Source organism: Clostridium sp. Cult2 (assembly GCF_021655075.1).
Classification (GTDB): domain Bacteria; phylum Bacillota; class Clostridia; order Tissierellales; family Tepidimicrobiaceae; genus Schnuerera.
In genome coordinates, this window is record NZ_PPXX01000102.1 from 79705 (window position 1) to 93620 (window position 13916).

Sequence of the window (13916 nt, forward strand, 5' to 3'; positions counted from 1 at the left end):
ATGAATTAGGCCCTTTACAGCCTTCATTGGCTGAATTAATCAACAATATTTTTAATATACTCTACAGCATCTCCTACTGTATTTATTTTTTCAACATCATCATCATCTACTTCTAAATCAAATTCATCCTCCAATGCCATTATAAGTTCTACTAAATCCAATGAATCAGCATTTAAATCTTCCCTAAAAGAAGTATCCATTGTAATATTTTCCTCATCAATGTTAAATTGTTCTGAAATCATTTCTTTAATTTTATCATATATCATTTTATAGCACCTCCAAAATTTCCAATTAATTTTTTTCAATAACATTTATATCCTTATCAATAATATTTATTACATCCATTTCAATAAAATTTTTAACTTGCCTAATAGCATTTTTTATTGCAAAGGCATCTGAGCTTCCGTGGGCCTTAACTACAGGTTGTTTTAAACCCAATAAGGGTGCCCCTCCATATTCTCTATAATCAAGTTTTCCTTTAAAGGATTTCAATTGTGATTTTAACATTAAGGCTCCAACTTTAGATTTAAAGGATTTAACAAACTCCTCTTTTAATGAAGAAAATATTGTTTTTGCCATACCTTCCGTTAGTTTTAATATTACATTTCCCACAAATCCATCACAAACTATTACATCTGCAATTCCTTCTGGAATATCTCTAACTTCTACATTTCCAACAAAATTTATATTTAAATCCTCCATTAAGTCGTAGGACTCTCTAACTAATAAATTTCCTTTCCCCTTTTCAGTACCTATATTGGCTAAACCAATTTTAGGTGACTTAACTCCCAATACCTTTTCGCTATAGACAGAACCCATAATTGCAAATTGTTTTAAATACTCTGGTTTGCAATCTACATTGGCTCCTACATCTAGTATAAAGGATATACCCTTTTTCGTTGGATAAACAGTAGCCAAAGCTGCCCTTTCAATACCATCTATCCTTTTTACTATAAAAAGACCCCCACTTAATAAAGCCCCTGTACTCCCTGCAGAAACAAAACCATCTCCTTTTCCTTCTTTTAAAGCTTTCAATCCTACAACTATAGAAGAATCTTTCTTTCTCCTAATGGCCAATACTGGTTCTTCATCATTGGAAATAACCTCTGTTGCATTGATAATATCAATTGTTTCTTGAGGAAATTGGTACTTAGATAATTCTCCTTCTATTATTTCCTTCTTGCCAACAATTATTATATTTACATTTAGCTCATTTACAGCCTCTACACATCCTTTAACAATCTCATCAGGACTATTGTCTCCCCCCATGCCATCTACAATAATCTTCATATCCATCCTCCTAAATATACCTTAATTACAGCTACTGATATTAAATATATTATAGAACCTATAAAAATGCAATATTTTTAAAAAAAAAGATAGTGATATCCATTCACTATCTTCTTCATAATCAGTAGGAAAGTATCATTATCCATGTTCCTAATATACTAAATTAATAAAATAAAAACTTTATTAATTATTCTACATCAATAACTTCCCTGTTTTTATAATATCCGCAGGCTCTACAAACCCTATGTGGTAACTTAGGTTCATGACATTGTGGACATTCTGAAATAGTAGCCTTTGTCAATCTATAAGCTGAGGCTCTCCTTCTATCTCTTCTAGCTTTAGACGTTTTTCGCTTTGGTACTGCCACCTAAAACACCTCCTTATTTCTTTGGAAACAAATCTTTAAGTATTGCTAATCTTGGATCTACATCTTCTATAACACATTGACAATCTTCTTTATTGTGATTAGCACCGCATTTAGGACATAAACCTTTACACTCTTCATGGCAAAGAGGTTTCATGGGAAGGGATAAAATTATTGAACTAATTATATATTCAGCTAAATCCAGTTTTTCATCCTTATAGTATATGATTTCATCTTCATCATCTAGGCCAATTTTATCCGTCTTTTCTACTAGCTTTCCTGATAAAACCGTCTTCTCTTCCTTTACAAAAGGTTCTAAACACCTTCCACAAGCTTCCTCATAGAGGTAAGATATATTTAGATGTAATAGTTTATCCTTATCTACCCTATAGATTTCTCCATCATATTTAATGGGTTCAATGAATTTAATTTTTCTTCCATTAATATCTATTATATCCTTTTCCAATTTTCCTTTAACAGGAATACTCGAAACAGCATTATCACGAAAGTTTGATAAATCAATACTCATCGTTTTCACCTCTTAAACTAACACACTTAATTATATAAAGGAGGCCAATATTTGTCAAGAAATATATATTATTTTTCAACTAAGTCCAATGTATCCCTAGCTATCATCAATTCTTCATTAGTAGGAATAACTAATATTGAAGTAGAAGTTATATCCCTATTGACTATTGCTTCCTTTCCTCTAACTTGATTTAATTCTTTGTCAAGTTTAATATTTATACACTCTAAACCATCACATATATGTTCCCTAATTGTAATGGAGTTTTCACCTATCCCTGCAGTAAATACTAGAGCATCTATATTACACATTAAAGCAGCATAAGCTCCAATATACTTTTTAACTCTATTACAGAACAACTCCAATGCTAATTTTGCTCTTTCATTTCCATTGTTAGCAGCTTCTTCTAGATCTCTAAAATCACTGCTTATCCCAGAAACGCCAAGTACACCAGACTTTTTGTTTAGCATTTCATTTACTTCGTCAAAAGTTAAACCTTCTTTTTCCATGATAAAAGGTATTACAGCAGGATCCACATCCCCTGACCTAGTACCCATAGCTAAACCTTCTAATGGAGTGAACCCCATACTGGTTTCTATAGATTTACCACCTTGTACAGCACAAACACTAGCTCCATTTCCAAGATGACAAGTTACAATATTTAATTCTTCTATAGGTCTACCTAACATTTCTGCTGCTCTTTTAGATACATATTTATGGGATGTCCCATGGAATCCATATTTCCTAATACCATATTTTTCATATAACTCATATGGTAGTGGATAGATATAATTGGATTTTGGTATTGTTTGATGGAAAGCAGTATCAAATACTCCTACCATAGGTGTATTTGGCATCAATTCTTTACATGCCTCTATTCCCATAATATTAGGTGGATTATGAAGAGGAGCTAATTCAATACAATCGTTTATAGCTTTCATTACTTCATCATCAATTAATACAGAATTAGCAAACTTTTCTCCACCATGAACTACTCTATGGCCTACTGCTCCAATTTCATCCATTGATTTTATAGCACCATAGTTTGAATCCACTAAAGCATTTAAAACTAACTCTAAAGCCTTTCTATGATCAGACATAGGTTCTTCTATTATTACCTGGTCTTTACCTGTAGTTGTATGTTTAACTCTTGAACCTTCAATTCCTATTCTTTCAACTAAACCCTTTGCTAATACTTCTTCATTATCCATATCAATTAACTGGTATTTTAACGAAGAACTACCACAATTAATAACTAAAATATTCATATAACACTCCTCCTATCGAATAGTTCTCTCATGAATTATATTATTATATATTTGTTAATAAATCAACGATATTATAGTTCATGTAATTTATGCTATAATATTGGTAAAACCTTATGGAGGTCACCAAAATGAAAGTAATAGGATTAATAACTGAATACAATCCTTTCCACCTTGGACATAAATATCATCTAACCATGTCAAAAAAATTGACTAATTCGGACTACTCTGTAGCCATTATGAGTGGCTCTTTCGTTCAGAGAGGTGAACCATCCTTAGTAGATAAATGGACTAAGGCTAAAATGGCAATAGATAATGGAGTAGATTTGGTTATAGAACTACCCTTTATTTTCTCAACCCAATCTGCAGAGCTATTCGCTTATGGCAGCATAGCCTTACTCCATAATCTAAACATAATAGATTATGTTGTCTTTGGTAGTGAATTAGGCAGTCTTGACTGCTTAAGGGAAATAGCACAGATTTTAGTTGAAGAGCCTCCTTACTATAGAGAATGTTTAAAAAAATATCTAGATGAAGGAAACTCTTTTTCCGTATCTCGTAGCAATGCATTAGAAGATTACTTTAATAAATTCAAAACCGATAGAAAAAATAATATAAACATAAAGGATATTTTAAAAATGTCTAATAATATATTAGCCATCGAATATCTAAAAGCTTTAATGGTCTTAAATAGTAAAATCCAACCTGTTACAGTTAAACGCATTGGCAGTTCCTATACAGAAAGCCAAATAAATCATGAAATAGCAAGTGCTACTGGAATACGGAATAAAATAATAAATGGAAATATTGAATCTGTAAAAAAATATTTGCCTATCCAGTCCTATGTCCACCTAATAAATTATATCAACAAATATAAAAATTTCAACATGTTAGATAATTATACCCAAATAATTCATTATTTATTAAAAATTAGCCCTATAGACAATCTAGTTCAAACAATGGATGTAGAGACAGGTCTTGAAAATAGAATTGTCAACCAAAGCGCTCAATATTATAACATAAATGATTTAATCCAAGGTATAACAACAAAAAGATATACTAAAACTAGGATTCAAAGAATATTAATTCATCTAATGGCTAATCTGACTAAACCAATATTTAAAGATTTATATCCTCAATATCCTACTTATATAAGGGTACTTGGGGCAAATCAAAAGGGTTTTCTATTGCTAAATAGGATTAAAGAGGAATCCAATTTACCTATAATCGTTAAATTTTCCGATTATAATAAATATGATGACCCCTACTTAAATAAAATCCTATTCTTTGATAAAAAAGCTACAGATTTGTTCTTCCTTGGATTGAATACTAAGAAACCCTATATGAATATGGATTATTATACAACTCCTTATATAAAGAAAAAATAGCAGAAAATCTCTGCTATTTTTTCATATTGAAATTTATTCAAAATATAATTAAATAAAGGCTTAATAAATCAACTTTAAAAGCTTAACCTTATGAGGAGGTAAATTCATAAATGAAAAAAAGATGCATAAATTTTCTTTTTTTGATTATTATCCTTTGGGTTTTATTTGGAATAATTAACAATCCAAAATTATCTCTAGATAGTGGGTACAATGGCTTATTAACATGGTTTAATATAGTCATTCCTTCTCTATTACCCTTTTTTATAGTTTCAGAAATCCTTACAAGTATTGGATTCGTAAATCTTATTGGTAAACTATTAGAACCATTGATGAAACCCTTATTCAATGCCCCTGGGGCTGCAGCTTTTGCTCTTTCCATGAGTGTCGTATCTGGATACCCTATAGGAGCGAAAATAGTATCTGATTTAAGAAAAGATAATATTATATCAAAAATAGAAGCAGAAAGAACAATTTGTTTTTCTAGCACATCAGGTCCTCTATTCATGTTAGGTGCAGTCTCTATAGGTATGCTAAAGAATTCTTCAATTGCACCCTTAATTATGTATCCTCATTATTTAGGGACTATAACCCTAGGAATATTATTTAGGTTTTATAAAAAAAATAATAGTCCATCCACTAGAATTACAAAATATAAACCTAATACACCTACATTAAAAGATAATTTTGCCATTGGAACTATTCTAGGCAATAGTGTTAAAAACAGCCTAAATACAATAGCATTAATCGGTGGGTTTATTATATTTTATTCCGTATTAACGGAACTTCTTTTTGTCTCTAAATTGTTCAATCAATTAATTAATGTTATTATTAATATAATTCCAATAGATATTAGCATTGAAGTAATTAAAGGATTTATAGCTGGACTATTAGAATTAACTACTGGTTGTAAAATAATTTCCACTGCAAATGTAAATTTAATCTATAAAATACTAGTAATCAACTTTTTAATCGGTTGGAGTAGTTTCTCCATTCATAGCCAAGCATTGAGTTTTATTAACAATACAGATATAGATAGCAAAATATATTTATTCGCTAAATTTCTTCATGGCCTTTTTTCTTCTATTTATGGAGCAATATTATACTTAGTAAAATACAAAAACTTTATTAAGCCCTCCTACATGCCAGGAATTCATGTACCAGAATCCTTTTATCCTTTAGGATGGCCATCTCTATTTTTGGGCTCTTTAAAACTTGCAATATTTATTACCATATATATGCTAATTTCATCATTGATTCTATTAATATTATATGCTTTCTTATCACGGGATTAATTATTTATCCCCTCTTAACTCCTGTCTATTTTTATTTAATAAATCAATAATATCTTTTAAGTCTTCTTGAGTTTCAAGTAATATATTATCAGCATATTCTAAGGCACCCAATCGAATACTTTTAGCATTAGTTTGTGCTTTTGTAATAATCTCTTCCGCTCTTTCTTTGGCTTTCTTTGTTATCTCATCTTCCTCAACTAACTCTTCTAATTTAAATTCAGCCTCATTTAAAATTGTATCCGCATCTTTTTGAGCTTCAGCTAATATCCTTTGTCTTTCTTCTTTAATCCATGAGGCTTGTTTTATTTCATCTGGTAGTTTTATCCTTACTTCTCTTATTATTTCAAATAATTCCTCTGCATCTACCATTACTTTGTTTGAAAAAGGTAGAGAAGAAGCATTTTCTAATACATCTTCTATTTCATCAATCAATTTAAGCACATCCATATTACTTCTTACCTCCTTTAATTTTTTCTACTAGTGCTTTTTCTACCACAACTGGAACAAAACAGGATACGTTCCCTCCATAAGTGGCTACCTCTTTGACTATACTTGAACTCAAATATGCATAGGTTCCTCTAGATACCATAAATAAAGTTTCAATATCCTCATCCAGTTTTTTATTTACAAGGGCCATCTGCATCTCATATTCAAAATCCGAAACAGCCCTTAAGCCTCTAATCATGGTAGTACATCCTTTTTGTCTAGCATAATCTACTAATAATCCAGAGAATGTGTCAACCTCAACATTATCATATTTTGCTAATACTTTTTTTAATAATTCTACTCTTTCCTCTATTGTAAACATATTTATTTTTGATTTATTATTTAAAACCGCTACTATTACTTTAGAAAATTTATTAGCACACCTATCAATTATATCTAAATGTCCATAAGTTACAGGATCAAAACTTCCAGGATAAATTACTACCATCTCAAACATCCTCCCTTAAACTATTTTTTTGTATAAAAACTTAAGGACTTGTACCCATAGTTTCTATAATCTGTTTTTATTAAATTAAATATATTATCTTCTAAAATTAAATCTTTTTCATGTTCTATTATAACAATACCTATATCTTCCAAGATATCATTTTCACAAATTTTTTCAAGAGTTTTCAGTATTAAATGTTGACCATAAGGGGGATCTATAAAAATATAATTGAATTTGATGCCCTTTCTTTTGAACATATTAATGATTTTAATGGCATCACTTTTTATCACTTCAGCCTTCTCTATAAATCCTAAATGCTCTAAATTGTCTTTAATACATTTAATGCTTTCATAGGATTTATCAATAAAATAAGACTTTTTGGCACCTCTACTTAAAAATTCAATCCCAATAGAGCCTGAACCTGCAAACAAGTCTAAAACCCTAGACTCTGCATCTATATTCCTTAATATATTGAATAGGGATTCTTTAACTCTATCTTCAGTAGGTCTAGTGTCCTTACCCTTTGGTCCCTTTAATTTATACCCCTTTTTAGTACCTGATATAACTCTCAAAAAATCACCCCGTTATCTTTACAAAATATATTTTATCATATTTTGTAAAGTTATTCATAGTATTAGTTAAAAATTAAATCTTTTATCCTATCTTTAAACAAATTGATAATACTTTGTCTTAAAGGAAAATGTTTTTCATCTAATAGATATGCATCTTCATTCAATATATCTTTTGCTTTTTTTTGTGCTAATCTTAATATATCCATATCAGTGAATAGATTAGCAATTTTTAAATCTGGTAAACCGTGCTGTCTAGTTCCGAAAAATTCACCAGGTCCCCTTAACTCTAAATCCTTCTCAGATATGTAGAACCCGTCCGTGGATTTCTGAAGAATTCTCATTCTTTCTCTGGAAATTTTACTATTACTTCCATTGATAAGAATACAATAAGACTGATATTCACCTCTCCCTACCCTTCCCCTTAACTGATGAAGTTGAGCTAATCCAAATCTTTCCGCATTATAAATTACCATAATATTAGCATTAGGCACATTAACTCCAACCTCAATAACCGTAGTGGAGATCAATATATCCAATTCTTTATTTTTGAATTTTTCCATAATATTATCTTTCTCTCCAGGTTTCATTCTACCATGTAATAACCCTACATTAAACCCTTTATATACTTTATCTTTTAAAGAATCATAAATTTCTTCTGCAGACTTTACATTTAAAGTATCACTTTCTTCAATTAAAGGACAAACTATATATGCCTGTCTACCCTCTAGAATCTGCTTTTTCACAAAATTATGGACCCGGTCTATTATATCAAATCCTACTGCATAGGTTTCTATCTCCTTCCTCCCTGGAGGCAATTCATCGATAATAGATATGTCTAAATCTCCATATAATATTAAAGCTAAGGTCCTTGGTATGGGCGTAGCAGTCATTACCAAAACATCTGGACTAGCTCCCTTTTGACTTAATACAGCCCGTTGTTTTACTCCAAACCTATGTTGTTCATCAGTAATTGCCAATCCTAATTTGTTGAATTCAACCTTATCCTGTATTACTGCATGAGTACCAACGAGTACATCAATCTTACCTTCCCTTAAATCATTCAAAATTTCTTCTTTTTTCTTATTGGAAAGACTACCTACTAATAATTCGCTTTTAATATTATATTTGCTAAAATAACTAGAAATAGAAAGATAATGTTGCTGAGCTAAAATTTCAGTTGGAGCCATCATCACCGATTGATAACCAGATTTCCATGCCTTAAACATTGCCAAAATAGCAATAATAGTCTTTCCAGAACCAACATCCCCTTGAATTAACCTATTCATCTGTTCATCCTTTTCCATATCCATTTCAATTTCTTTAAATGCTCTCATTTGTGCATTGGTTAATTTAAAAGGTAAATCATCTATGAAACTATTAACTTCATGGGCAGGGGGAAATTGTATACCTTGATTGATTTCCTTTGTCCTACTCTTAATTAAAAATAACCCTAATTGTAAAGTAAGTAATTCTTCAAACACAAGTCTTCTACGAGCTTCCAAATGATGCTTTTTATCTTTTGGAAAATGTATATTAATAATAGATTCTCCAATTGGCAGTAATTTTAATTCTTCCCTCAAATAATCTGGTAAACTTTCTTTAATATTGTTTCCATAGTCTTTAATAGCATTGTCCATTATTCTAATCATTTCATTGTTAGTCAGTTTCTCTGTTAAAGGATATATGGGTATTATTTTCCCTACCTTTTCCTGGTCCCCCTTTTCAAAAACTGGATTCATTATTTGTATTTCATTATTGAATATACTAACTTTTCCATGAACTGCAATTCTATCTCCTATAGATAATTTATTTGCTATATAATCTTGATTAAACCATACTAAATGACCGTGACCAGAATTATCCTTCACGGGAATTTTTAATATGGTTAAGTTTCTTCTGGGTTTCATTTTGGAAGGATATCCGCTAATTTGAACATTTAAACTTATCTGTTCCCCTTCAACACATTGAGATATATTTTTAAATTTAGTTCTATCCTCATATTCCCTCGGTACAAAATATAATAAATCTTCTACTGTATGTATATTGAGCCTTTTAAGTTGTCTAGCTCTCTTAGGTCCAACGCCCTTAACATATTGAATATTCACTTTATCCCTCCTTTAACCATTCTGTTCCTCTATAATAAATTCCCCACCTTTGGGTGGGGAATTTATTATTCTATTGAAAAAATATAATAGTAAAGTGGTTGACCACCAAAGATTACTTCCACATCGAAATCTTCAAACTCTTCCTCTACTCTTTCACATAATTTTGTAGCCATTTCTTCTTCTATTCCATTACCATAAAAAATAGTTATCAAAGAAGAGTCATCATCAACAATATTTTTTAATAATTCAAAAGATACCTTTTCAATATCATCACCGATAGATAATATTTCTCCCTTTGAAATCCCAATAATATCGTCTTTATTTATTTTTGAATCTTTTATTTCAGTATCCCTTACAGCATAGGTGACTTGCCCAGTTTTAACATGAGCAACAGCTTCTTCCATATTTAGTATATTATCCTCCATATCTAAATCCGGATTGAAAGATAGTAAAGCGGTAATGCCCTCAGGAATAGTTTTAGTAGGAAAAACATATACATTCTTTCCACTTAATTCTTTCGCTTGGTCAGCAGCCAATATAATGTTTCCGTTATTGGGAAGTATAATAATATTATCAGCATTAACTTCTTCTATGGCAGTTAGTATATCTTCAGTACTAGGATTCATAGTTTGTCCACCTGGTATTACATAATCCACATTTAACTCATTAAATACTGTGTCTAATCCTTCTCCTATTGAGACGGTAATAAAACCATATTTTTTTGTTTCCTCATTTTGCTTATTTTGTTGTTCTGAGTATTCTTTTTGTTCATTTTCCATTATATGACTATGTTGATATCGCATATTATCTATTTTTATATCATTTAATTCTCCAATTATTAATGCTTTTTCCAATACTTCCCCTGGATTATTGGTGTGTATATGGACTTTAATCAACCCATCACCACCAACCACCATTAAAGAATCTCCAAATCTAGTTAGTTCTTCTCTAAAGCTTTCATAATCTTTCTCTTGGGTTTTAATCATAAACTCAGTACAATAGCCAAATTCGATATCTGAAGTCTCTATATGGCGAGGAACAGGTATCTGTTCAACAAATTCCTTCTGGAAGTCGTCTAAAGAGATATCATCTTTAGTAGTTATTGCATTATAAGCTCCAGTTAAAACTACAATTAAGCCCTTACCACCTGCATCCACTACTCCTGCTTGTTTTAATACTGGCAACATATCTGGAGTCCTATTAAGCACCTGATTCCCATAATTAATAACTTTCTCCATAAATATTAGTATATCTTTTTCTTCCTTTGCCAGTTCTAATGCATATTCAGCACAACCTCTAGCCACCGTTAGTATTGTTCCCTCTGTAGGTTTCATGACAGCCTTATATGCAGTGTCAGAAGCTAATCTAAAAGCTTCTGCCAAATCTATAGTATCTACCTTATCCTTATTTTTAAAGCCAATTGCAAAACCTCTAAATAGTTGAGAGAGAATAACACCTGAGTTCCCTCTTGCTCCCATTAGAGAACCATTACTGGCTGCCATAGCAACTTTTGAAGCACTATACTCTTCTAAATTCATTATTTGATTAACTGCTGACTTCATAGTTAGAGACATATTAGTACCCGTATCTCCATCAGGTACAGGAAATACATTTAATGCATTTACTTCTTCTTTATTATCTTCTAATAATTTAGCAGCTCCAATAAATGCTTTTTTTAGCATAGTACCATCTATAAATCCAATCTTCAATTGTAGTACCTCCTTAAACTACTTTTCAACTCTAATTCCTTGTACATATACATTTATCCTGCTGACTTTTAATCCTGTTAAATTTTCTACATTAAATTTTACCTTTTCAATAATATTTTCAGCAACTACAGATATTCTTATTCCATATTGTAATATAACATGTAAATCTATTAAGATTTGTTCTTTCTCAGTATAGATTTTAACTCCTCTCGATAAGTTCTCTCTTTTCAAAAGTTCAAAGAATCCATCTGTTGCATTTTTACTTGCCATTCCTACTATGCCATAGCTCTCCATGGCTGAAAGGCCTGCAATGGTCGCAATTACATTGTCGTCTATATCGATATATCCATATTCATTCTTTTTTCTAGCTGGCACAAAATCGCCTCCTTATAAAAAAATTATCAATATAGTATATGGGTATATTTTACCTTATAACACTAAATAGTTCAACTAATTACTTTTAACTATTTGATTTATATATAATTATAGTTGCCTTTTTATTGTTTGTTATGTTAGAATATAATATGTTATTAAGTAAAAAGATAAAAAATACCAATACATTCTTTTTTACTGAACTAAGGAGGTGTTTCTATGGCAAGAAGATGTGATGTATGTGGGAAAGGAAAAGTTTATGGAAACAAGATTACTTTTTCAAATAAAAAAAATAACAAAAGCTGGTCTCCAAATATTAGACGAGTAAAAGCAGTTGTAAATGGTACAACTAAAAGGATTAATGTTTGTACTAGATGTTTAAGATCTGGATATGTTGAAAGGGCATTATAAAAAATAGGGCTTCCATTTTAAATCATGTTGGAAGCCTTATTTTATCTTCAAAATTAAAAATCCCATAATAACCAATACTATTCCTATTATTAAGAATAATATTTCTATAGGTATTATATTAATAATAATCAATATTCCTATTATGCCTAACGCTACACCTATTATTTTTCTTGATTTACGCCTATATCTATAATAAAATCCTTTCATAATTTCACCTCAATTATTGCCTTTATTCTATATTATTCTTGAATACTAAATTTAGTTACAAAATTAAAAAGGCAACCCTTAATCCTTCAATTAAAGTTTGCCTTTTTATTTTAATCCTTTGAAACAATTGCTAAGCATTGTCCTTCATGAATTAATATATGTCCTTTTTCTTTTATAATCTTATTACTCACTCCAAAGGTGGAACCAAAGCCTATAACTGTACTTTCTAGCTCATATTCAAATCCTTTCAATGTCACCACTACCCCAGAATTGGTTATGGGAATTATGGACAAAAAAGAATCTTCTTCTTTATTCAAAACTAATTCTCTATCAACTAAATATATGGTATTATTATTATCTACTATTCTACCATTAATACCCCTTTGGTTTAACTTGGTAAGCAATAATACATTAGCTAAGGTATGGTCTATTCTACTGCCTATAGCCCCTACTATAGTTATATCCTTAAAACCTTCACTAATTAAGTAATCAATAGATAATTCTGCATCGGTTTTATCTTTTTTAACTGGAAATTTCTTTATGGGTATATGGTGCTCATATATTTGATTTAAAGTATCTTTAGAAATGGAATCTAAATCTCCAATAACCACATTAGGCATTAAAGATGCTTTTATACAATAATTGGTGCCCCCATCAGCACATAATATAAAATCAGATTCCTTTCCAAGCCTTTCTAATCTTTCCAAACCCTCTATTCTCCCATTTAAAACCAGCAATGCTTTCAATTTAATCATCCAACCTTTATTATTTTTCTATTCTACTAATAGGTTTCCAAATTAAAGATAATATAATAGCAGAAACTATAAATTCAGGTACTAAATAACTAGATTGATATATAGCAGAATAAATCCAAGGATTCTGAGTTCCTGCATATTCACTAAAGAATATTACCCCAGCCAGTAAATGACATATAAATCTTCCACCTATTGCTAATAGAACTGAAAAAATTATTTTAAAATATTTCCCATCTTCAACATTTTCAATAGTATTAGAAAAAATACCTGCTAATCCAAGTAATCCAAATGCTATAGGGTATTCTAATATGGCTTGAGTTGGGCTAAAAACCCATCCCCCTAATATTAATTTTAAAAGCCCAAAAGTAGCACCTGCAGTTATTCCTGGCCCCAATCCCCATCTCATGGCAAACAATAGAATAGGTATCATACTACCCGCAGTTACAGAACCTCCTTGTGGGGCTTCATAAACCTTTATTCTACTCAATAAAACAGACAATGCTATCATTATTCCTGCTTCAACTAACATCTTAGTACTCCATTTTTTCATTATTAAAACCTCCTTAAAAATTAAAACCCATTACCAGAATTAGGTAATGGGTAGGTAAACAGATTAAAACACTTTCCTACGCTAGAATTACCTAGTTCAGGTTTAAAGGGTCGGGATTAATCCCCTCTCAGCCATTTAGCTCCCCTAGTGAGAAGTATGTTATTTAGTTGACAACT

17 protein-coding genes and 1 riboswitch are annotated in these 13916 nt (G+C 30.6%); of the genes, 3 read left to right on the forward strand and 14 right to left on the reverse strand.

All coding sequences use genetic code 11. From position 1 onward, the window contains the following. Nucleotides 1-35: 35 nt before the first annotated feature. The 5 genes from acpP to C3E90_RS11150 all read right to left on the reverse strand — a co-directional run bounded on the left by acpP (nt 36) and on the right by C3E90_RS11150 (nt 3448). Nucleotides 36-266 (reverse strand): acyl carrier protein, encoded by a 231-nt coding sequence (gene acpP / locus C3E90_RS11130; protein ID WP_236915742.1) that lies wholly within the window; start codon nt 264-266, stop codon nt 36-38. Nucleotides 267-291: 25 nt separating this feature from the next. Then, nucleotides 292-1290: a phosphate acyltransferase PlsX gene (gene plsX, locus C3E90_RS11135; protein ID WP_236915743.1), complete on the reverse strand. Its 999-nt coding sequence runs from the start codon at nt 1288-1290 to the stop codon at nt 292-294. Between the two features lie 187 nt (nt 1291-1477). Beyond that, complete coding sequence (rpmF, locus tag C3E90_RS11140) at nt 1478-1657, reverse strand: 50S ribosomal protein L32 (protein WP_236915744.1); 180 nt, start codon at nt 1655-1657, stop codon at nt 1478-1480. Nucleotides 1658-1670: 13 nt separating this feature from the next. Next, nucleotides 1671-2183: a YceD family protein gene (locus tag C3E90_RS11145; protein WP_236915745.1), complete on the reverse strand. Its 513-nt coding sequence runs from the start codon at nt 2181-2183 to the stop codon at nt 1671-1673. A gap of 68 nt (nt 2184-2251) precedes the next feature. Continuing rightward, nucleotides 2252-3448: an acetate/propionate family kinase gene (locus C3E90_RS11150; RefSeq protein ID WP_236915746.1), complete on the reverse strand. Its 1197-nt coding sequence runs from the start codon at nt 3446-3448 to the stop codon at nt 2252-2254. 128 nt (nt 3449-3576) lie between these two features. Between C3E90_RS11150 and C3E90_RS11155 the strand changes: the two genes are divergently transcribed. Beyond that, the gene (locus tag C3E90_RS11155; protein ID WP_236915747.1) at nt 3577-4833 is read left to right on the forward strand and encodes a nucleotidyltransferase; all 1257 of its coding nucleotides are present in this window, start codon (nt 3577-3579) and stop codon (nt 4831-4833) included. Nucleotides 4834-4943: 110 nt separating this feature from the next. After that, a complete protein-coding gene (gene ylbJ, locus C3E90_RS11160; RefSeq protein WP_236915748.1) occupies nt 4944-6125 on the forward strand; it encodes a sporulation integral membrane protein YlbJ in 1182 nt (393 codons plus the stop codon). On the opposite strand, the gene C3E90_RS11165 is transcribed toward ylbJ, so the two are convergent. The 6 genes from C3E90_RS11165 to C3E90_RS11190 all read right to left on the reverse strand — a co-directional run bounded on the left by C3E90_RS11165 (nt 6126) and on the right by C3E90_RS11190 (nt 11820). Continuing rightward, on the reverse strand, nt 6126-6572 hold the full coding sequence (locus C3E90_RS11165; protein ID WP_236915749.1) for an ATPase: 447 nt from the start codon (nt 6570-6572) through the stop codon (nt 6126-6128). A gap of 1 nt (nt 6573) precedes the next feature. Then, nucleotides 6574-7059 (reverse strand): pantetheine-phosphate adenylyltransferase, encoded by a 486-nt coding sequence (gene coaD / locus C3E90_RS11170; protein WP_236915750.1) that lies wholly within the window; start codon nt 7057-7059, stop codon nt 6574-6576. A gap of 20 nt (nt 7060-7079) precedes the next feature. Continuing rightward, nucleotides 7080-7631, reverse strand: coding sequence for a 16S rRNA (guanine(966)-N(2))-methyltransferase RsmD (rsmD, locus tag C3E90_RS11175; protein ID WP_236915751.1), 552 nt, complete (start codon nt 7629-7631; stop codon nt 7080-7082). Nucleotides 7632-7693: 62 nt separating this feature from the next. After that, nucleotides 7694-9736 carry an ATP-dependent DNA helicase RecG gene (recG, locus tag C3E90_RS11180; protein ID WP_236915752.1) on the reverse strand — a complete coding sequence of 681 codons (2043 nt, stop codon included), beginning with the start codon at nt 9734-9736 and terminating at the stop codon, nt 7694-7696. 65 nt (nt 9737-9801) lie between these two features. Beyond that, complete coding sequence (locus tag C3E90_RS11185) at nt 9802-11418, reverse strand: DAK2 domain-containing protein (RefSeq protein ID WP_236915792.1); 1617 nt, start codon at nt 11416-11418, stop codon at nt 9802-9804. A 45-nt stretch (nt 11419-11463) separates the two neighbouring features. Next, entirely contained in the window at nt 11464-11820 is a 357-nt protein-coding gene (locus C3E90_RS11190; RefSeq protein WP_236915753.1) for an Asp23/Gls24 family envelope stress response protein, read from the reverse strand. A gap of 216 nt (nt 11821-12036) precedes the next feature. Between C3E90_RS11190 and rpmB the strand changes: the two genes are divergently transcribed. Next, nucleotides 12037-12228 carry a 50S ribosomal protein L28 gene (gene rpmB / locus C3E90_RS11195; protein ID WP_236915754.1) on the forward strand — a complete coding sequence of 64 codons (192 nt, stop codon included), beginning with the start codon at nt 12037-12039 and terminating at the stop codon, nt 12226-12228. Between the two features lie 36 nt (nt 12229-12264). Here rpmB and C3E90_RS11200 read toward each other — a convergent pair whose 3' ends face one another. The 3 genes from C3E90_RS11200 to thiT form a co-directional block, all read right to left on the reverse strand. Further along, entirely contained in the window at nt 12265-12435 is a 171-nt protein-coding gene (locus C3E90_RS11200; protein WP_236915755.1) for a hypothetical protein, read from the reverse strand. 110 nt (nt 12436-12545) lie between these two features. Beyond that, a complete protein-coding gene (locus C3E90_RS11205; protein WP_236915756.1) occupies nt 12546-13181 on the reverse strand; it encodes a thiamine diphosphokinase in 636 nt (211 codons plus the stop codon). A gap of 19 nt (nt 13182-13200) precedes the next feature. Then, a complete protein-coding gene (thiT, locus tag C3E90_RS11210; protein WP_236915757.1) occupies nt 13201-13740 on the reverse strand; it encodes an energy-coupled thiamine transporter ThiT in 540 nt (179 codons plus the stop codon). Between the two features lie 56 nt (nt 13741-13796). Next, a riboswitch (TPP riboswitch) is annotated at nt 13797-13896 on the reverse strand. Between the last annotated feature and the right edge of the window lie 20 nt (nt 13897-13916).